Source organism: Stenotrophomonas sp. YJH_SMC_48-3 (assembly GCF_059369375.1).
In genome coordinates this window covers 376,038-395,789 of sequence record NZ_JCAFSQ010000003.1, presented here as the reverse complement: position 1 = coordinate 395,789, position 19,752 = coordinate 376,038, and the positions used below count along the sequence as shown (strand labels likewise).

The window sequence follows — 19,752 nt, the reverse complement described above, 5'->3', positions numbered from 1 at the left end:
GATCCTGTGGAATTCCGCCGGGCATGGCCCGGCGCTACCGTGATGCGTCTGGTGGAGAGCCCCCCTTCTTGTTGAAGGGGGCGCGCCAACGGCGCAGGGTTAAGGTGGAATGCGCGGGAGACGCGCGCGCAATTCAATCGCTCAGCGATTGACTTGCGCGTAAAGCGTCGAGCTCATACCGAACAGCTTGATGAAGCCTTCAGCCTCCTCCACGCCCCAGTCGGCCGACTGCGCGTAGGTGGCACCCTTGGTGTTGAGCAGGTGCGGCGACTTCACGGCCACCGCATCGACGCGGCCACCACGGGTTTCCAGCACCACTTCACCGTTGACCTTGGCCTGCGAGGACTTCAGGAAGGCTTCGATGTCGGTCTTCAGCGGGTCGTGGTAGAAGCCTTCGTACACCAGCTCCACCCACTTGCGTGCCACGTCCGGCTTGAAGCGGTTCTGCTGCTTGGTCAGCACCGCATCTTCCAGCGCGCGGTGTGCGGCCAGCAGCGAGACCAGGCCCGGGGCCTCGAACACGATGCGGCCCTTCAGGCCGATCACGGTGTCGCCGGTGTAGACGCCGCGACCCACGCCATACGGGGCGAACAGCTTGTTGAGCTGGGCCAGGATCTGGTCGCCCGGCAGCGCCTTGCCGTTCAGTTCAACCGCTTCGCCTTCAATGAACTTCAGGGTGACGGTCAGCGCTTGTTCCGGCCATTCGCTGCGCGGCGAGCACCAGCCACGCGCACCTTCGCCCGGGGTTTCCCAACGGTCGATCTCGCCACCGGACATGGTCACGCCCAGCAGGTTCTCGTTGATGGTGTAGGCCTGCTGCTTGGCGCGCACGCCGAAGCCGCGCTCTTCCAGGTATTTCTGCTCGTAGGCACGGGTCTGGGTGTGTTCCTTCTGGATCTCGCGGATCGGCGCGATGATCTGGTAGTCACCCAGCGCCTTCACGGCCAGGTCGAAGCGGACCTGGTCATTGCCCATGCCGGTGCAGCCGTGGGCGATGATGTTGGTGCCCAGTTCGGCGGCACGCTTCAGCGCGGCATCCACGATCAGGTAGCGGTCCGACACCAGCAGCGGGTACTGGCCCTGGTAGCCTTCGCCGGCCCACACGAACGGCTTGACGAAGCCTTCCCAGATCGCCGGGCCACCGTTCACAGTGACATGGCTGGTCACGCCCAGCTCGGCGGCACGCTTCTCGATGAAATCGCGCTCTTCATCATCCACGCCGCCGGTGTCGGCGAACACGGTGTGCACGTTGTAGCCACGCTCCTGCAGGTAGGGCACGCAGAAGCTGGTATCCAGGCCGCCGGAGAAGGCGAGAACGACGTCTTTATTGCTCATGGGGAGGGTATGTCCTGGTAGCGCCGGGCCGTGCCCGGCGGAAATGATTGAATCGGAAAAAATCAGCGCCCGGCAACCGCGGCCATGATCGCCTTCTGCACGTGCAGGCGGTTCTCGGCTTCGTTGATGGCGATGCACTGCGGCGAATCCATCACCGCATCGGTGGCCTTCACGTTGCGACGCAGCGGCAGGCAGTGGCTGAACACACCGTTGTTGGTCAGCGCCATCTTGCGTTCGTCGACGATGAAGTGCTTGAACTGGTCGCGGATCGGCTTTTCCGGTTCCCAGTTGCCAAAGAACGGCAGCGCTCCCCAGCTCTTGGCGTAAACCACGTCGGCGCCGGCGTAGGCGCTGTCGACATCATGGCTGATCTTCAGCGAACCACCGCTTTCGGCCACGTTCTGCTCGGCCCAGCCCATGTAGCGCTCGTCGAGGATGTAGTCGGCGGTCGGGCAAAGCAGTGTCACGTCCATGCCCATGCGGGTGGCGATGGTCAGCGCCGAGTTGGCCACGGCGGTGTTGAGCGGCTTGGGGTGGTAGGTCCAGGTCAGCACGTACTTCTTGCCACGCAGGTCCTGGGTGCCGAAGTGCTCCTGCAGCGCCATGATGTGCGCCAGCTCCTGGCACGGGTGGGTGATGGTCTCCATGTTGATGACCGGCACCGGCGAATACCTGGCGAAGCTGTTGAGGACGATGTCCTGGCGGTCGTACGCCCAGTCCTGGAACTTCGGGAACGCACGCACGGCGATGATGTCGCAGTAACGGCCCAGCACCTTGGCCACTTCCGCGATGTGTTCCTCGGTATCGCCGTCCATCACCGTGCCGAGGTTGAACTCGATCGGCCACGCATCCTTGCCCGGCTGCAGCACCACCGCATGGGCGCCGAGCTGGAACGCGCCCAGTTCGAAGCTGGTGCGGGTGCGCATGGACGGGTTGAAGAACACCAGCGCGATCGACTTGCCCTTGAGCTGGTCGCCGAGCTTGTTGCGCTTGAACAGCGCGGCCTGGGTCAGCAATGCGTCGAGATCGCTGCGGCTCCAGTCCTGGGTGTTCAGGAAGTGCTTGGGGGACATCTTCTTTCCTTGCGTGGCGGCGCCGGGTTCGACGCGGTGGAAGGGAAAACAGGAAGCAAAGGTGAAACGAAAAGGTTGCAGTTGCAGCTTTCAGAACGCGGAAACGAAAAAACCCAGCCGACGGGCTGGGTTTTTTTCGGACGAACAGCAAAAAGCTCCGGTTACCCAGCGAGAATGTGGGGTTCCGGTCGACGCGCACGCGAGGTCATGCCCGACGCCTGTCGGGCTGCGCTGCTGTCGTGCTGGAAGTCGGTGAGCTTCATGGCCGAATATCTTTGCATGCGGCCGTGACCGGCGCAAGGGGCCGGGGTCGCAGAATCAGGGATTGCCGGCGGCGCCCTGCTCAGGACCGACCCAGGGGGTGATCGACACCCGGATCTTGAGCCGGTTGCCCGGGTCTTCCGGCAGCCGCGACCGATACTTGGTGCCCTTGTAGACGTAGTCCACGTCGTAGGCGATGGGCCGGCGGAATTCACGCCCCACCGGCACGATGCGGCAGTCACGGGTCAGCATCGGGCCATTGTTGGCAGGCGCCGGGGCCGGCGTTTCGGGGCCGGCCTCTTCGGAGGGCTCCTCGTCGCTGCGCTTGAATATCGAGCGCACCGAGTCCCAGAAACGGCTGATCCGGCCCTTGTCCTCGACCGGCTCCTCGCCGGTCACGTTGACCGGGGCCAGGGTGCGGGTCGACACCGGCTCGCAATGTTCCTCGGTACGGGTCGCGCGCAGGGTCTGGAATACCGGCTCGACGTTAAGTACCTGGGCGTAGTCGAACTTCACGTTCTCCACGATCACCACCCGGTTGCGGGGCTCGGCCTCCTGCGCCAGCACCACGGCGGGCAGCGCCGACAGGCAGGCCAGGGTCAGCAATGCGGTGGATTTCAGTGGCGACGGGAGCAAGGACACGGCGATAGTGTAGGCAGTGGCGAGCGCAAGGGGCTGAACATTACCCGTCCACGCCGCTCCTGCCCACCCCACCCTGGCTCCCTCCGGCGTCCACCGGTGGCAACCAGCGCCCCCAAAGGGAGCGACACGTTCTAAAATCACAGACTTGTCCCCCAGCCACAGCCCCATGACCCTGCGCCTGCACAACAACCTGACTCGCCAGCTCGAACCGTTCACCCCGCTCGACCCGGCCTGTCCGACCCTGTATGTGTGCGGCCCCACGGTCTACAACTACGTGCACATCGGCAACGCCCGTGGCCCGGTGGTGTTCGGGGTGCTGGCCGACCTGCTGCGGCGGCGTTTCGGCGCACTGCGCTACGCCCGCAACATCACCGACGTGGACGACAAGATCAACACCGCCGCGCGCGAGCAGGGGGTGCCGATCAGCACCATCACCGACAGGTTCGCCGCCGCCTACCGTGAAGACATGGCCGCGCTGGGCGTGGTGCCGCCTGACATCGAACCGGAAGTGACCGCGCACATGCCGCAGATCATCACCATGATCGAGCAGTTGATCGCCAGTGGTCATGCCTATGCCGCCGAAGGCCACGTGCTGTTTGCGGTGGCCAGCTTCGATGGCTACGGCAAGCTCTCCCGCCGCGACCCGGAAGAAATGCTGGCTGGCGCCCGCGTCGATGTCGCCCCCTACAAGCGTGATCCGGGCGATTTCGTGCTGTGGAAGCCATCCAGCGACGACCTGCCCGGCTGGGAATCGCCCTGGGGCCGTGGCCGCCCGGGCTGGCACATCGAATGCTCGGCGATGGCCGCCGCCCACCTGGGCGAGACCATCGACATCCATGCCGGCGGCGTCGACCTGCAGTTCCCGCACCATGAAAACGAGATCGCGCAGAGCGAATGCGCGCATGGCGGCAGGATCTTCGCCCGCTACTGGCTGCACAACGGCATGCTCAACTTCGGCGGCGCCAAGATGAGCAAGTCACTGGGCAACATCGAGCGCGTGCATGACCTGGTTCGCCAGCATCCGCCGGAGGCACTGCGCCTGGCCCTGCTGTCGGCCCACTACCGTCAACCGCTGGACTGGTCCGATGCGCTGATCGAACAGTCGGTGCGTACGCTGGACCGCCTGTACGGCACCCTGCGCGAACTGGCCTCGGTCGAGGCCAGCGCGGTGATTCCGGCCACGGTCGAAGCGACCCTCGACGACGACCTCAACACCCCGCAGGCGCTGGCCGAAGTGGCCCGCATCGCGGCCGAGGCGCGTCGTGCCACGGACCCGGCCGAACAGTCGCGCCTGAAGGCCGAGCTGCTCGGTGCCGGCCTGGCACTGGGCCTTCTGCAGGCCGATCCGGCGCAGTGGTTTGGTACCGCTGCGGGCGCTGACGGCGACGATGCCCGTATCCAGGGCCTGATCGACGAGCGCGCTGCGGCCAAGAAGGCGCGCGACTTCGCCCGTTCCGATGCCATCCGCGACCAGTTGGCCGCCGAAGGCATCGTGCTGGAAGACACCCCGCAGGGCGTGCGCTGGTCGCGCAAGCGCGGCTGACCTGCTGCCCTGCCCCGTGGCCGGCCCGCCGGCCACGCCCCCACTGTAGAGACTGTTGTGACCGACTCCCCGTTCCCGCTTGAACCCACCGCCGCCGAGGCCCAGACCGCCATCGCCGAGGAATTCGGCTTCTTCGGCGACTGGTCCGAGCGCTACCAGTACCTGATCGACCTCGGCCGCAAGCTGCCGGCCTTCCCGGAAGAATGGAAGACCGAAGAGCATCGCCTGCTCGGCTGCCAGTCGATGGTCTGGATCGTGCCGGAAGGCAATGCGCAGTCGCTGCGCTTCCATGCCATCAGTGATTCGGCCATCGTCTCCGGCCTGATCTTCCTGGCGCTGCGCGTGTACTCCGGGCGCTCGGCGCGGGAGATCCTGGACACCGAACCGAGCTATATCCAGGACATCGGCCTGGCCCGCCACCTGTCTCCGACCCGCAGCAATGGTGTGGCTGCGATGCTGGCCTTCATCCGCGAGACCGCGCAGACCCAGCTGCAGCGCGATCCGTCGTGAACGAGCCTGCCACAGCCGAGGACACCGCGCTGGGCCTGCTGTCCCGGCCCGGCTTCGCCAAGCTGCTGGCCTACCGCATCTTCGCGATGCTGTCCTACCAGGTGGTGGCAGTCACCGTCGGCTGGCACATCTACGAAGTCACCCGCAATCCGTTCTCGCTGGGCCTGATCGGCCTGGCCGAGGTGCTGCCGTTCTTTTGCGTGGCGCCATTCGCCGGCTACCTGGTCGACCATCTGCCGCGGCGTCGGTTGGGCATGGCGGCCTGTTCCGGGCTGATCGCCACCGCGCTGGTACTGACCAGCGTGGCCAAGGGCTGGCTGCCGTTTGAAGGCGTGTGGCCCATCTATGCAGCCATTGCCCTGACCGGCATGGTCCGCGCCTTCCTGTCACCTATCTACAACGCACTGTTCGCCCGCGTGCTGGCCCGCGATCAGTTCGCGCGCGGCGCAGGCCTCGGCGCGGTGGTGTTCCAGGCCGGCATGGTCGCCGGCCCGGCGCTGGGCGGCGTGCTGGTCGGCTTCGGCGGCAAGGGCCTCTCCTACGCGGTGGCTACGGCCTTTGCGCTGGTGGCGATGGCCTGCCTGGCTACATTGAAGGTGGAAGAACCGGTGCACACCGGTCCCGCCGCGCCGATCTTCAAGAGCATCGCCGAAGGCGCGCGCTTCGTGGTCGGCAACCGGATCATGGTCGGGGCGATGGCGCTGGACATGTTCTCGGTGCTGCTGGGGGGCGTGGTGGCGATGCTGCCGGCCTTCCTGCACGAGATCCTGCACCACGGTCCGGAAGGCCTGGGCATCCTGCGCGCGATGCCGGCGCTCGGCTCGGTGTGCGTGGGCCTGTGGCTGGCCCGCCACCCGCTGCACCGCAATGCCGGCCGCGTGTTGCTGTTCGCGGTGGCCGGTTTCGGCCTGTGCGTGATCGGCTTCGGCCTGTCGCAGCACTTCTGGCTGTCGGCGCTGATCCTGCTGTTCTACGGGGCCTTCGATGGCATCTCGGTGGTGATCCGATCGACCATCCTGCAGTTGGCCACGCCGGAAGAGATGCGCGGCCGGGTGTCGTCGATCAACGGCATCTTCATCAGTTCGTCCAACGAGCTGGGCGCGTTCTATGCAGGCACGATGGCGAAGCTGCTCGGCCTGGTGCCGGCCGTGGTGCTGGGTGGGTTTGCGGTGCTGAGCGTGGCCGGGATCACCGCGTGGAAGAACCCAACGCTGCGGAAACTGAATCTTCGCGACCTGCAGTGACGCTGCTAACAGCGGATTCGGCGGCGCCGGGTGTTTGGCTGGGGCCGTTGCTCTCCCTCGATGATTGGGCTTGTCACTTTCTTTTTGCGAAAAGAAAGTAACTAAAGAAACGCTCCGCCATCCGCGAGCCGGCGCTGCGCGCCGGTGCCCTGTGCTCCTCGGTGAATCAGGGGACGGCGCGGAGAGCCAGCCGACTAGCAGTCGGCTCTACTGGATAGAGCGGCCTCTTCGCCCCTGATTCCCCTGCGGTGCTCGGCTCGCTACAAAGCGGACTCAACAGCCGCGAGCACGCATGACCGCTCCTGTCGGCCTGAGCAGAGCGTGGGCTCGGCTCTACATCGGCCGCGCACGCAGGAAACCGTCGAGAGCCTGCGGGTGGGTCCGGGCGGGACCGTCCGCGGCATGGATGCCGCGGCCGAGCTTACAGGGATGGCTTGCAGCGTGTCCTGCCCGGACCCACCCGCAGGCTCCACCCGATACCCGGAAGGCGCTGCTCTACACAGCCAACTCGAACCCAACAAAAAACCCGGCCAAGGCCGGGTTCTTCGCATGACCAGACAACGAACTGGAATCAGTCGCCCTGCTGCTTCTGCAGGTGCTCCCAACGCTCCTGGGCGTCGATGGTGCGCTCGGCGGTCAGGCGCGCTTCCAGGCGCTCCAGGCCGATTTCTTCGCCGGTGTCGACGCAGTACCCGTAGTCGCCGGCTTCCAAGCGCTTCAGGGTGCTGTCGATCTTGCCGATCAGCTTGCGGTAGCGGTCGCGGGTACGCAGTTCCAGCGAGTTCTCGGTCTCGCGGGTCGCGCGCTCGGCTTCATCGCCGATGTCACGCACTTCCTCACGAAGATTCTCGATGGTCTGCTTGGACTCTTCCACCAGGTCCGCGCGCCAGTTCTGCAGACGCTGACGGAAGTACTCCTGCTGCAGCGGGCTCATGTATTCCTCTTCCGAGGACGGCTTGTAGCCAGCCGGCAGGATCGGGCGGCCGGTGGCCTCGTCGGTCTTGTATTCGACCACCTTGTACTTGCTGCGCGGGGCCGGTGCTGCCGAGCGGGCGGCGACGGCCACGGCAACCTTGCCGACAGGGCGCGACACGGTCTTCGGGGCGGAATCGGATTTCACGGCGGTTTTGGCAGGCGATTTCGAAACGGGCACGGGATTCTTGGATTGCGGGGCCTTCGAAGCGGCAGGAGCGGCGGCCGGGGCCGGCTTGGAGGCCGGTTGGGCTGCTGCCACTGCCACGGTCTTGGCCGGGACAGGCTTGGCCGGAGCCGGCTTGGCAGCAGGCTTCGGTGCGGACTTCACTACTGGGGCCGGGGCCGGCTTTACGGCCGGTGCGGCAACATTCTTGGCACCCTTCTTTACAGCGGCAGGCGTGGCGACCGGCTTGGCCGCAGCGACCTTCTTTGCTACGGGCTTGGCGACCGGCTTGGCTGCAGCCTTCTTCACCACCGCCTTCGGCGCCGGCTTGGCGGCGGCCTTCTTGGCCACCGGCTTGGCGGCAGCTTTCTTCACCGGCGCAGCCTTGCTGACGGTCTTCTTCACCGGCGCCTTCTTGCTGGCAGCGGCTGGCTTGGCCTTGGCGGGCGCAGCGGCCTTCTTCGCCACCGGCTTGGTTGCCTTGACCGGCGTTTTCTTTGCGGTGGCCTTCCTGGCCGCCGGTTGCGAGGACGCTGCCTTGGTCGCCGGCTTGCTGGCCGGCTTCTTGGCAACGGGCTTTGCCGCCAACTTCTTCACAACAGGCTTGGCGGTTTTCTTGGCGGCCGTTGCGGCCTTCTTTGCAGTTTTTTTAGCAGCCACGAAACGCTCTTCCTTGGATTCCCCGGGGCCCGGGAAAGCGGGCCTTTATAGCCTACCCGACCCGCAGCAGCAACCTCGGCACCCTGCCCCATTCAGTCCTGGAGCCAAGGCGCCCAATGGGCAGTCCGACGAACACGGACCGCCTTGCGCGGTACGGAACCTGGCCAGCACCCGACGGTGCTGGTACCGGTCGCAGGCCATCGGCGACATGCGACCAACGGCCCATCCTGCACAAATGCGGCCTTCATGCCAACTGGCATAAGATGACTGGGTGATCTCGCGCCTGCTCATTGCCCTGCTGCGCTTCTACAAGCGCTTCATCAGCCCCCTGCTGGGGCCACGCTGCCGTTTCGTGCCGAGCTGTTCTGAATACGCGATGGAAGCCATCTCGCGGCACGGCCCGCTGCGCGGCAGCTGGCTGGCTGCGCGCCGGCTGGGCCGCTGCCACCCGTTCCACCCCGGCGGCTTCGACCCGGTGCCCGAATCCAACCACGCCCCCTCTTGCCGTTGCACAGGAAAACACTGACATGTCCTCCACCCTCATCACCAACGCCCGGATGGTCAACGAAGGCCGCACCTTCGACGGCGACCTGCGCATCGAGAACGGCCGCATCGCGCAGATCGGCAATGGGCTGGCGCCGCGCGACGGCGAGCAGGTGGTGGACGCGGCCGGGCGCTGGCTGCTTCCCGGCATGATCGATGACCAGGTGCACTTCCGCGAACCGGGCCTGACCCACAAGGGCGACATCGCCAGCGAATCGGCGGCGGCCGTGGCCGGTGGCCTGACCAGCTTCATGGACATGCCCAACACCAACCCGCCGACGCTGGATTCAACCATCCTGGAAGCCAAGTACGAGCTCGCGCGCGGCCGCGCCTGGGCCAACTACGGCTTCTACCATGGCGCCAGCAATGACAACCTCGAAGCGATCCGTGCGCTGGACCCGAAGAAGGCCCCGGGCGTGAAGGTGTTCATGGGCGCCTCTACCGGCAACATGCTGGTGGACAACCCGGAAACGCTGGATGCGATCTTCCGCGAATGCCCGACCCCGATCATCACGCACTGCGAAGACACGCCGATGATCGATGCCAACCTGAAGGCCTTCCAGGAAAAGTACGGCGACGCGCTGACCCCGGACATGCATCCGGATATCCGTTCGCGCGAGGCCTGCATCAAGTCGACCCGCCTGGCGATGTCGCTGGCGCGCAAGCACGGCACCCGCCTGCATGTGCTGCACATCTCCACCGCCGACGAGCTGGCGCTGTTCGAGAAGGGCCCGCTGATCCGCGCCGATGGCAGCCGCAAGCAGATCACCGCCGAAACCTGCGTGCACTTCCTGCACTTCGCGCGCCCGGACTACGCGACCAAGGGCAACCTGATCAAGTGCAACCCGGCGATCAAGGAAGTGTCCGACCGCGAGGCAATCACCGCTGCACTGGCCGATGACGTGCTGGACGTGCTGGCCACCGACCACGCGCCGCACACCTGGGAGGAGAAGCAGAAGCCCTACGCGCAGGCGCCGTCGGGCCTGCCGCTGGTGCAGTACGCGCTGGTGGCCGCGCTGGAGCGGGTGCACGAAGGCAAGCTGACCCGCGAGCAGGTGGTGCAGAAATTCGCACATGCGCCGGCGCAGCTGTTCGACGTGGAAGAACGCGGCTTCCTGCGCGAAGGCTACTTTGCCGACCTGGTGCTGGTGGAGGACGTGCCGTTCACCGTCAAGCGCGAGGACGTGCTGTCCAAGTGCGGCTGGTCGCCGTTTGAAGGCACCACTTTCCGCTCGCGCATCGCCTCCACCTGGGTCAACGGCCAGCTGGTGTGGGACGGCAGCAAGCTGGTGGGCGAACCCGCCGGCCAGCGCATGACCTACGACCGCTGATGCGTTCGGCACTTCTGTTCGGAGCGCTGCTGCTGGCCGCGCCCCTGTTCACCGCACCGTCGGCGCAGGCACAGGACGGCATCGGCAGCCTGATCGACAGCCGCGTGGTGTTCCCGGCCAGTGCGTCACAGGGCGCGCTGGTGATCGGCAAGGTGCCCGCTGGCAGCCGCGTGCAGTACGCCGGCCGCCAGCTGCGGGTGAGCGGCTATGGCAGCGTCGTGTTCGGCATCGGCCGCGACGAGAAGGGTCCGCTGCACGTGCAGGTGCAACGCCCCGATGGTGGCAGCGAGACCGCAACCATCGCGGTGACGCCGCGCGACTGGCCCACCGAGCGGGTCAACGGGGTGCCACCGAAGACGGTGAATCCGCCGGCGGCGATTGCCGAGCGGATCAAGCGCGAACAGGCGCAGGTAACCGCTGCACGTTCGCGCGACGACGACCGTACCGACTTCACCCAGACCTTCATCTGGCCGGTCCAGGGCCGCATCAGCGGCCGCTTCGGCAATGCGAGGGTGTACAACGGCCAGCCCGGTGCCGGTCATTCCGGCATGGACATCGCGGTGCCGACCGGCACGCCGGTAAAGGCACCGGCCGCCGGCATCGTCACCTTCGCCGGCCCCGACCTGTACCTGACCGGTGGCACGCTGCTGCTCGACCACGGTTTCGGGGTCAGCTCCAACTTCCTGCACCTGTCGCGCATCGACGTAAAAGTCGGCGACCGTGTGGAGCAGGGCCAGGTGATCGCTGCCGTCGGCGCCACCGGCCGTGCCACCGGCCCGCACCTGCACTGGGGCATGAACTGGTTCGAGACCCGTATCGACCCGCTGCTGGTGCTGGAGCGCAAATAACGCCCATCGCCCGGTGCAGCGGTGAGCCACTGTTGTAGAGCCGAGCCCACGCTCGGCTGCTGTCGCGCAGAGATGGGCCGAGCATGGGCTCGGCTCTGCAGACAGCATTCAATCAACCGCGCGAGGTAGCGCCGGGCCATGCCCGGCGGAGCGCGGGATCAGCCGCGCGCCGCCCACCACACGCGCAGCAGGGTGCGCACCGGAGTGGCTTCGATTGGCTTGCCTGCGGCCTGCGCGGCCACACGGGCACGTGCCAGGCTGGACCACACGCGGCGCGGGCGCGGGCCGGGCACGCGGGTGCCCCACCCCTTCAACAGATGCTGCGCCCAGCGCTGCGCAGCGGTGCTGGCATCACCGTCCAGCAGGCTGCGCGGCACACCGGCCACGCCGGCATCCTGCAAGCGCTGGGCCAGGGTCTGCAGCTGCACCGCGCGACCGGCACCGGTGCGCGGCTTGTCCGCGAACAAGGTTGCCTCCACTGCGGCTACGGCCTCGGCGTAGTTGGCCAGCGCGCGCTCGGCGCCGGCTGCATCGGGCGCGACGGTGCGTGCTTCAACCAGATCCGGCAGCGCTTCGGCCAACTGCGCCCACGGCGCACGCACCGGCTCCAGCAGCCGGCCCAGCGGATGGCGCGAACGATGCCCGGCCCAACTGCGCAGCTCCTCGCCCCACCACGCCAGCTTGGCGTCGGCCGGCAACGGGTCGCCGCTGGTGTTGAGCATGTCGTCGAACTCCTGCAGCAGCGCAAACCACGCCACGGCCAGCTCGCGTTGCGATTCGGCCACGAACGGGGCGGCCACCGACCATTCCGGCCAACGGCTGCGCCACTTGTCGAGGAAACTGTCCAGCGCGGTACTGCTCACTACACCATTCCTTACGGCTGGGCCGGGGCTGCCGGCCGGGTCGGCCAGAGACTGGCCAGTTGCAGAAGTTCAGCGTTCTCGACCAGCACGTCGGCCTGCCAGGCCAGCGGATCGTCGCTGTGCAGGCGGTAGCCCCACAGCGCCGCCACCGACGGCATGGCCGCGGCCCGCGCGGCGATGATGTCGCGCTCGTCGTCACCCACGTACACGCAGTCTTCGGCAGCAACGCCAATGGCCTGCGCAGCGTGCAGCAGCGGCAGCGGGTGAGGCTTGCGCTCGGCCAGGCTGTCACCGCCGACCAGCACCGCGCAACGCTGCTGCCAACCATGTTGCGGCAGCATCAGGCGCGCCAGGTACTCCGGCTTGTTGGTGACGATGCCCCACACCGTACCGGCCTCATCCAGCGCGGCGAGCATGCCGGCCACGCCGTCGAACAGCACTGCGTGCTGGCCGATCAGCGCTTCGTAGCGCTGCAGGAATTCCGGGATCAGCGCGTCACGTGCGGCGACGTCCAGTTCCGGGAAGGCAGCCGAGACCATCGCCCGCGAGCCCTTCGACACCACCGGGCGCAGTGCAGCCGGATCGATGGGTGCACGACCACGTTCGGCCAGCATCGCGTTGCAGGTAGCGACGAAGTCCGGCGCGCTGTCCAGCAAGGTGCCATCCAGATCGAACAGCACCGCGCGCGGGAAGCGTGCGGCGGTCATGCCGGCTTGACCGCGTAGGCCAGATAGTTGATGTCGGTGCGGCTGCTCAGGCGGGCATGGTTGCGCCACGGCTCGTAAGCCATGCCACTGACATCCACCAGCTGCACATCAGCCTCGCGCAGCCAGCGCGCCAGCTCGGCCGGCTTGATGAATTCCTGGTAGTGGTGCGTGCCCTTGGGCAGCAGTCGCGCCACGTACTCGGCGCCGACGATCGCCACCGCGAACGCGGCGGCGGTGCGGTTGATGGTCGACAGGAACAGGTGGCCGCCCGGCTTCAGCAGGCGATTGCAGGCGTCGATGATCGCGCCCGGGTCGGGCACGTGCTCAAGCATTTCCATGCAGGTGACCACATCGAAACTGCCCGGCTGCTCGGCGGCCAGATCCTCGGCGGCCTGCACGCGGTAGTCGACCTTGGCGCCGCTTTCCAGCGCATGCAGGCGCGCGACCTTCACCAGCTCCGGGGCCAGGTCGATGGCGGTGACATCGGCGCCGGCCTGGGCCAGCGCTTCGCTCAACAGGCCGCCACCGCAACCGATGTCGAGCACACGTGCGCCGCGCAGCGGCACGCGGTCGGCCACGTATTTCAGGCGCACCGGGTTCAGCGCATGCAGCGGCTTCTGCGGGCCGTCAGCGTCCCACCAGCGGTTGGCCAGCGCGGCGAACTTGTCCAGCTCGGCCTGATCGAAATTGGAGGAAGCGTGGGGGGCAGTCATGAGGGGTCCTTGCGGCGCCAGGGATCAGGCGCGGATATGACGGATGCGCTCGCGCCACTGGCGCGCGTTGGCGATGATGCCCGGCAGGTCCATGCCGACCAGCTCGCGCTGCACCAGCTTCGGCTTGCCGGCGATCCAGACGTCGCTGACCTGCTGGCGGCCGGTGGCGTACACCAGTTGCGACAGCACGTTGTGCAGCGGCTGGGTTTCCAGCGCAGACAGGTCGACGCAGACCAGGTCGGCCTGCTTGCCGACTTCGATCGAGCCGATGCGGTCACCGAAGCCCAGCGCGCGTGCGCCACCCAGCGTGGACGCGCGCAGCGTGGTTGCCGCATCCAGTGCAGTGGCGTCGTCGGCCACGGCCTTGGCCAGGATCGCCGCGGTGCGGTTCTCGCTGAACATGTCCAGGTCGTTGTTGCTGGCGCAGCCATCGGTACCGATCGCCAGGTTCACGCCTGCGCGCTGCAGGGCGCAGGCCGGGCAGAAACCGGAGGCCAGCTTCAGGTTGGATTCCGGGCAATGCACCACGCTCACGCCGCGCTCGGCGCACAGGTGGATTTCCGCATCGGTCAGCTGGGTCATGTGCACCGCAATCAGGCGGTCGTTGACCAGGCCGAGCCGGTCCAGCCGCGCCAGCGGGCGCTGGCCGTGCAGCCTGATCGAATCGTTGATTTCCTGCGCGGTCTCGTGGGTATGCAGGTGCACCTGCATGTCGAGCTGGTCGGACAGCATCCGCACCCGCTCGAAGTTGGCATCGTTGACCGTGTAAGGCGCATGCGGCGCGAACGCGGTGGCGATCAGCGGATCGGTGCGCCACTGGTCGTGCAGTTCACCGGCCTTGGCGAAGTACTCGTCGTCGGTCTTGGCCCAGGCGGTGGGGAAATCGATGATGACCGCGCCCACCAGCGCGCGGAAACCGTGTTTCTTGTAGACCGCGGCCTGCACGTCGCCGAAGAAGTAGTTCTCGTTGGCGCAGGTGGTGCCGCCGCGCAGCATCTCGGCGATGGCCAGGGTGGTGCCGTCGGCAACGAATTCGGGGCCGATCACCGCCGCTTCCACCGGCCAGATGTGCTGCTGCAGCCAGGTCATCAGCGGCAGGTCGTCGGCGACGCCGCGCAGCAGGGTCATCGGGTTGTGCGTGTGGGCGTTGACCAGGCCCGGCATCAGCGCGGCCTCGGGGCGACTGACTACCTGGGCGGCACGGAAGCGCGCGCGCGCCTCGGCACGCGGCAGGATGGCCACGATCTCGCTGCCACGCACGGCGACGGCATGGTCTTCCAGCACCACCGCATGCGGCTCGATCGGAACGACGTAACCGGCTTCGATGAGCAGGTCGCAGGCTTCGGGGAGGTGCGGGCTATCGCTCATGCGGGCTCACTGGCTATTGGAGAAGGGCCTGGCGGGAGGCGGTAGCGCCGGGCCATGCCCGGCGGCTGTCCGCTGCGGCGCCATGGGCGCCAGCAACGGGTTCCGGGTTATGCCCGGAAAGCCGAGCATGGCTCGGCTCTACAGGTAATCCGGCTGCGCCGGATTACTTGACGCGTGCGGAGTACTCGCCCGAACGGGTGTCGACGCGGATCACTTCGTCCTGGTTGACAAACAGCGGCACGCGGACCACGGCGCCGGTTTCCAGGGTGGCCGGCTTGCCGCCGCCGCCCGAGGTGTCGCCACGGACGCCCGGATCGGTCTCGGTGATCTTCAGCTCGACGAAGTTCGGCGGCTGCACGAAGATCGGCTCACCGTTCCACAGCGTGACCACGCAGGACTCTTCGCCCTTCAGCCACTTCTCGGCGCCGCCCATGCCGGCCTTGGTGGCCTGGACCTGCTCGAAGGATTCCGGATCCATGAAGTGCCAGTACTCGCCATCGCTGTACATGAAGTTCATGTCGGTATCGACGACGTCGGCTGCATCCAGCGAGTCAGTCGACTTCATGGTGACTTCCTGGGTACGGCCGTCCTTGATCAGGCGGTACTTCACGCGGGTGAAGGCCTGGCCCTTGCCCGGCTTGACGTATTCGGTGTCGATGATGACGGCCGGTTGGTTGTTGACCAGGATCTTCATCCCGTTCTTGACGTCGTTCATGCCGTAGCTGGCCATGCGTAAACTCCTGAGTGGCAGAAACGCCGCGGGTGCGGCGAGCCGTTAGAATGGAAAGCCCACCGGATGCCGGTGGGCGACTGTTTTTCTGCCCCCATGATAACCGCAGGCCCCCTCTCCATGCAGCTTTCCGCCTTCCCCCGGCCCCAGTCGCCAGGCGCGCCCGCGCGCTGGCAGCAGCTCTGGCGCCAGGCACTGCGCGACCCACAGGCCCTGCTGGCCCGGCTGCAGCTGGACCCGGCCGCGCTGGGCGTCTCGGAAGCGGCAATGGCCCAGTTCGCGCTGCGCGTACCGGAGGGGTTCGTGGCCCGCATGCGCAAGGGTGATCCGGCCGATCCGCTGCTGCGCCAGGTGCTGCCGATCGACGAGGAAATGCGTCCCGCGCCCGGGTTCAGCTTCGATGCGGTGGGCGATGGCGCGGCCAAGAAGGCCACCGGCGTCATCCAGAAGTACCGTGGCCGCGCCCTGCTGGTCGCCACCGGCAGCTGCGCGATCAACTGCCGCTACTGCTTCCGCCGCCACTTCGACTATGGCGCGGAGAACGCCGCCAAGGGTGGCTGGCAGGAGGCCGTAGCCGCCATCGCCGCCGACCCGGACATCGACGAGGTGATCCTGTCCGGCGGTGACCCACTGTCGCTGGCCACGCACAAGCTGGTCGAACTGACCGATGCCCTGCGCGCCATCCCGCATATCCACCGCCTGCGCATCCACACCCGGCTGCCGATCGTGCTGCCCGAGCGCGTGGACGATGAGCTGGTCTCCTGGCTGGGCAGTCTGCCCTGGCCGCTGGCGATCGTGGTCCACGCCAACCATGCCAATGAATTCGACGCCAGCGTGGACGCGGCGATGGCCCGCCTGCGCGCTACCGGCGCCCAACTGCTGAACCAGGCGGTGTTGCTGCGCGGGGTCAATGACAGCGTGCAGGCCCTGCAGGACCTGAGCGAGCGCAGCTTCGACGCCGGCGTGCTTCCCTACTACCTGCATCAGTTGGACCGGGTCGAGGGCGTGGCCCACTTCGAAGTGGATGACGCCCAGGCCAAGGCGCTGATTGCCGGCCTGACCGCGCGCCTGTCCGGTTATCTGATCCCGAAACTGGTGCGCGAACTGCCCGGCGACCCGAGCAAGCGTCCGCTGTAGCCCCAAAAAAGGGGACGGAGGGGATTAAGTCGCAAATGCACAAGCGACTTAATCCCCTCCGTCCCTTTTTTTTGTGTCGGTCAGAGGCCCGATTCGATCATCCGCACCACTTCGGTGGCGGTCACCGGATGACTCAGCCAGTAGCCCTGGCCAAGATCGCAGCCGCGCTGCACCAGCAGGTCGAACTGCGCCTGCTGCTCGATGCCCTCGGCCACCACGGTGATGCCCAGTGCGTGGGCCATGGCGATGATCGCCGTGGTCAGCGCCAGATCGTCGGGATCGCGCTGCATGTCGGCCACGAAGCTCTTGTCGATCTTCACCCCGTCCACCGGTACCTGGCGAAGATGGCTGAGACCGGAGAAGCCGGTGCCGAAATCGTCCAGCCAGACCTTCACGCCGGTGCGGTGCAGCTTGTCCAGCAGCTGTGCGGCCACCATCTCGTCGCCGATCACGGCGGTTTCGGTCAGCTCCAGATGCAGGCGCGAGGCCGGTAGCCCGGACTCATGCAGGCACTGCGCCACCAGTGCCGGCAGTTCGCCGCCGCGCAACTGCCGTGGCGACACGTTGACCGACACGAACAGGTCGTCCCCGGCCGTCCCGCGCGGCCATTGCGCGGCCTCCATGCAGGCCGCACGCAGCACCTTCGGGCCGATGACTTCGATAAGGCCACTCTGCTCGGCCACCTCGATGAACACCGAAGGCGGGATCGTGCCCAGGGTCGGGTGCTGCCAGCGCAGCAGCACTTCAACGCCGACCATGCGGCGGTCGCGCATGCGGAAGATCGGCTGGTAGGCCAGGCGCAGTTCGCCGCGCTCCCAGGCGCCGCGCAGCTCCTGTTCCATATGCACGCGACGCTCGACTGCATGGTCCATCGCCCGGCTGTAATAGCGATAGCAGTTCTTGCCCGCCATCTTTGCCTGGTACATGGCAATGTCGCCGTTCTTCAGCAGGGTGGTGGCATCGGCCGCATCGTCAGGGAACAGGGTCACGCCGATCGAGGTACCCAGGAACAGTTCCCGGCCCTGCACCACCAGCGGCTTGCCCAGCTCCCGCACCAGCACTTCAGCCAGCAGCCGCGCATTTGCGGCCACATCACCATCGCCCACCAGGATCACGAACTCATCTCCGCCGAAGCGCGCCAACAGGGCTTCATCGCCCCCGGCTTCGGTGACCGCGCGATCGATACGCTGTGCAAACTGCAGCAGTGCTTCATCGCCAGCTTCGTGGCCAAGGGTGTCATTGACTCGCTTGAAGTCGTCGATATCGGCGAACAACAGGCCCAACCGGTGATTGGCGGCACGGGCAGCCATCAACCGATGATCAAGCGCCTCGCGGAATGCCAGCCGGTTGGTCAGCCCGGTCAACGCGTCGGTATAGGCCATGCGCCGCACTTCGCGGTCATGGCGGGCGATCGCATCACGCATGCGGGCAAAACCGCGCACCAGTTCACCCACCTCGTCGTCGCGGGTGTTCTCGGCCAGCGGCGTCTGGTAGTCGCCCGCCTCGATGCGACGGGCAGCGACGGCAAGATCACGGATCGGCGCAACCAGAGTACGCTGCACGTACAGGATCACGACCACGCCGATCACCACCAGTAGGCCCAGCATCAACAGCAGCCAGCCCAGGTGACGGCTGCCGACCTGCTGAAGGCGTTCGCCCAAGGTGGCGTTGGCTGCCTGCTCGCGCTGCTGCACCTCATCCAGCGCCATGCCGACGCGGACGCCGCCAATGCGCTGGTTGCCGACCATGATCGGCATGGTGTTGTCGAGCACCTTCGGCGACTCCTGCACGACCAGCGCCTGCGCAGCCGCGGCCTTGGGTGCAAGAGGATCAGCCATCGGCTGGCCGAAACCGGATACTTCGACCGAGCCGTCGTGAACCAGCCGGCCGCGTTCGTCGAACACCAGCACGTAGCGCACCACGGGCTGGCGCGCAGTACTGCGCACCAGTACGCCAACCTGGTCCAGGTCACGGTAGTACAACGGGTTGGCCAGCGCATCGGACAACTCGCGCGCCATCGCCTCGCCGCGGCTGCGCACGCTGCGGTCGAACAATTCATGGATGACGCCACCGCTGAGGTTGCGCACCTCGCCCTGCATCGCCGCTTGCCGCCCCAACAACACTGCCAGGATCGCGATCACCACGACCATTGCCCCGCCCATCGCGAGCAGGAACCGGGCCTGCATCCCCGAGCCAAGCCACTTCATTCCACTTCCATCCGCACGCGCGTCAATCCTTGTTTCAATTCATCCAGCCGCTGCTGCGCATGCGCATCGACACGGTGGAACCCGGAAGTGCCAAAAAACCGATGCAGCGCTCCCCGTGCCCTCGGGTCGCCGGCCGCCTGCAGCAGCACTTCCTGCAGGCGATCGCGCACGCGTGGATCAAGGTCGGCGCGGACCATCTCCACCGCACGCGGGTAGGGTTCGGTGCGCAGCAGCTCGCGGAAGTCGCGCCGGAACGCTGCTGGCATCCGCCGTTCGTCATTCCAGTCCACGCTGCTCACTGCTCCCACGTCAACCACCCCCTTGTGCACGAACGTCGCGATGTTCAGCTCGCTGCGTGCAAATACGTAGCCCACGCTATCTGGGCCCGGCATGTCCCATGCACCGGCCAGGATCTGCGGCGACAGGCCTTCCTGCAGCAACGTCATCACCGGCACCAGGTAGGCACTGGTGGACGCCGTGTTCTGCAGGGCCAGGCGATGGCCCCGCAGATCCTGCATGCGCTGGATCGGGCTGTCGCGGCGCACGAAGAAAACCGTCTGGTACTCCCGCACACCGTTGCGCTCGGTCAGCAGCAGCGGACGGGCGCCACTGCGCTGGCCCAGCGCCACCGCCGTACCCGAGGTTTCCGTGACCCAGTCGACACGACCGCGCCGCAGATAGCTGGCCATCTGCTGTGGATCGCGTGCCATCAGGATCCTCCCCTCCTTGATGCCAACGTCGTGCATGCGCGCCACCACGTAATCCAGCAAGGGCTGAAGCTGCTCGTAGTGGGCCTTGGGATCATCGCTGATCCGGCCCAGCACCAGCACGTGGTCCGGTGCTGCACGCACCGTCCCGGCCAGCAGGACCATGGCCAGGCTCAGCAGTCCCCCCTGCAT

Annotated in this window: 18 protein-coding genes; 7 read left to right on the top strand and 11 right to left on the bottom strand. The window is 66.8% G+C overall.

The window, feature by feature from the left end:
- Positions 1 to 141 precede the first annotated feature (141 nt).
- The 3 genes from AC5P65_RS06920 to AC5P65_RS06910 form a co-directional block, all read right to left on the bottom strand.
- Positions 142 to 1,335, bottom strand: coding sequence for an argininosuccinate synthase (locus AC5P65_RS06920; protein WP_021204186.1), 1,194 nt, complete (start codon positions 1,333 to 1,335; stop codon positions 142 to 144).
- Positions 1,336 to 1,397: 62 nt separating this feature from the next.
- Positions 1,398 to 2,408 (bottom strand): N-acetylornithine carbamoyltransferase, encoded by a 1,011-nt coding sequence (locus AC5P65_RS06915; RefSeq protein ID WP_019660502.1) that lies wholly within the window; start codon positions 2,406 to 2,408, stop codon positions 1,398 to 1,400.
- A gap of 318 nt (positions 2,409 to 2,726) precedes the next feature.
- Entirely contained in the window at positions 2,727 to 3,290 is a 564-nt protein-coding gene (locus tag AC5P65_RS06910) for a glycine zipper 2TM domain-containing protein (RefSeq protein ID WP_026347073.1), read from the bottom strand.
- Positions 3,291 to 3,477: 187 nt separating this feature from the next.
- On the opposite strand from AC5P65_RS06910, the gene cysS reads away from it, so the two are divergent.
- From cysS to AC5P65_RS06895, 3 genes are read left to right on the top strand one after another with little or no spacing between them, the layout of a single operon-like run.
- The gene (cysS, locus tag AC5P65_RS06905; RefSeq protein WP_021204184.1) at positions 3,478 to 4,854 is read left to right on the top strand and encodes a cysteine--tRNA ligase; all 1,377 of its coding nucleotides are present in this window, start codon (positions 3,478 to 3,480) and stop codon (positions 4,852 to 4,854) included.
- A gap of 57 nt (positions 4,855 to 4,911) precedes the next feature.
- Positions 4,912 to 5,364, top strand: coding sequence for a SufE family protein (locus tag AC5P65_RS06900; protein WP_021204183.1), 453 nt, complete (start codon positions 4,912 to 4,914; stop codon positions 5,362 to 5,364).
- The gene (locus AC5P65_RS06895; RefSeq protein WP_111102822.1) at positions 5,361 to 6,608 is read left to right on the top strand and encodes an MFS transporter; all 1,248 of its coding nucleotides are present in this window, start codon (positions 5,361 to 5,363) and stop codon (positions 6,606 to 6,608) included. The genes AC5P65_RS06900 and AC5P65_RS06895 overlap by 4 nt, the downstream gene beginning before the upstream one ends.
- Positions 6,609 to 7,179: 571 nt before the next feature.
- On the opposite strand, the gene dksA is transcribed toward AC5P65_RS06895, so the two are convergent.
- Complete coding sequence (dksA, locus tag AC5P65_RS06890) at positions 7,180 to 8,406, bottom strand: RNA polymerase-binding protein DksA (RefSeq protein ID WP_111097866.1); 1,227 nt, start codon at positions 8,404 to 8,406, stop codon at positions 7,180 to 7,182.
- Positions 8,407 to 8,677: 271 nt separating this feature from the next.
- On the opposite strand from dksA, the gene yidD reads away from it, so the two are divergent.
- Genes yidD through AC5P65_RS06875 form a run of 3 tightly spaced genes read left to right on the top strand, consistent with a single transcriptional unit; the run spans position 8,678 to position 11,128 of the window.
- The gene (yidD, locus tag AC5P65_RS06885; protein WP_010486626.1) at positions 8,678 to 8,932 is read left to right on the top strand and encodes a membrane protein insertion efficiency factor YidD; all 255 of its coding nucleotides are present in this window, start codon (positions 8,678 to 8,680) and stop codon (positions 8,930 to 8,932) included.
- 1 nt (position 8,933) lies between these two features.
- On the top strand, positions 8,934 to 10,280 hold the full coding sequence (locus tag AC5P65_RS06880) for a dihydroorotase (RefSeq protein WP_111097867.1): 1,347 nt from the start codon (positions 8,934 to 8,936) through the stop codon (positions 10,278 to 10,280).
- Entirely contained in the window at positions 10,280 to 11,128 is an 849-nt protein-coding gene (locus AC5P65_RS06875) for a M23 family metallopeptidase (protein ID WP_164144710.1), read from the top strand. Before AC5P65_RS06880 ends, AC5P65_RS06875 begins: the two co-directional genes overlap by 1 nt.
- A 158-nt stretch (positions 11,129 to 11,286) precedes the next feature.
- Here AC5P65_RS06875 and AC5P65_RS06870 read toward each other — a convergent pair whose 3' ends face one another.
- The 5 genes from AC5P65_RS06870 to efp form a co-directional block, all read right to left on the bottom strand.
- On the bottom strand, positions 11,287 to 11,991 hold the full coding sequence (locus AC5P65_RS06870; protein ID WP_019660510.1) for a squalene/phytoene synthase family protein: 705 nt from the start codon (positions 11,989 to 11,991) through the stop codon (positions 11,287 to 11,289).
- A gap of 11 nt (positions 11,992 to 12,002) precedes the next feature.
- Entirely contained in the window at positions 12,003 to 12,698 is a 696-nt protein-coding gene (locus AC5P65_RS06865; protein ID WP_180832179.1) for a phosphoglycolate phosphatase, read from the bottom strand.
- The gene (ubiG, locus tag AC5P65_RS06860; protein WP_019660512.1) at positions 12,695 to 13,411 is read right to left on the bottom strand and encodes a bifunctional 2-polyprenyl-6-hydroxyphenol methylase/3-demethylubiquinol 3-O-methyltransferase UbiG; all 717 of its coding nucleotides are present in this window, start codon (positions 13,409 to 13,411) and stop codon (positions 12,695 to 12,697) included. The genes AC5P65_RS06865 and ubiG overlap by 4 nt, the downstream gene beginning before the upstream one ends.
- Positions 13,412 to 13,435: 24 nt before the next feature.
- Positions 13,436 to 14,779, bottom strand: coding sequence for a TRZ/ATZ family hydrolase (locus AC5P65_RS06855; protein ID WP_019660513.1), 1,344 nt, complete (start codon positions 14,777 to 14,779; stop codon positions 13,436 to 13,438).
- Positions 14,780 to 14,942: 163 nt separating this feature from the next.
- On the bottom strand, positions 14,943 to 15,509 hold the full coding sequence (gene efp / locus AC5P65_RS06850; RefSeq protein ID WP_005410381.1) for an elongation factor P: 567 nt from the start codon (positions 15,507 to 15,509) through the stop codon (positions 14,943 to 14,945).
- Positions 15,510 to 15,605: 96 nt separating this feature from the next.
- Here efp and epmB point away from each other — a divergent pair, with 96 nt between their 5' ends.
- Positions 15,606 to 16,646 (top strand): EF-P beta-lysylation protein EpmB, encoded by a 1,041-nt coding sequence (epmB, locus tag AC5P65_RS06845; RefSeq protein ID WP_111097878.1) that lies wholly within the window; start codon positions 15,606 to 15,608, stop codon positions 16,644 to 16,646.
- A gap of 80 nt (positions 16,647 to 16,726) precedes the next feature.
- On the opposite strand, the gene AC5P65_RS06840 is transcribed toward epmB, so the two are convergent.
- Together AC5P65_RS06840 and AC5P65_RS06835 are read right to left on the bottom strand one after the other, a co-directional pair.
- The gene (locus AC5P65_RS06840; RefSeq protein WP_111097869.1) at positions 16,727 to 18,853 is read right to left on the bottom strand and encodes a putative bifunctional diguanylate cyclase/phosphodiesterase; all 2,127 of its coding nucleotides are present in this window, start codon (positions 18,851 to 18,853) and stop codon (positions 16,727 to 16,729) included.
- Positions 18,850 to 19,752 (bottom strand): phosphate/phosphite/phosphonate ABC transporter substrate-binding protein, encoded by a 903-nt coding sequence (locus AC5P65_RS06835; protein ID WP_032953776.1) that lies wholly within the window; start codon positions 19,750 to 19,752, stop codon positions 18,850 to 18,852. Before AC5P65_RS06835 ends, AC5P65_RS06840 begins: the two co-directional genes overlap by 4 nt.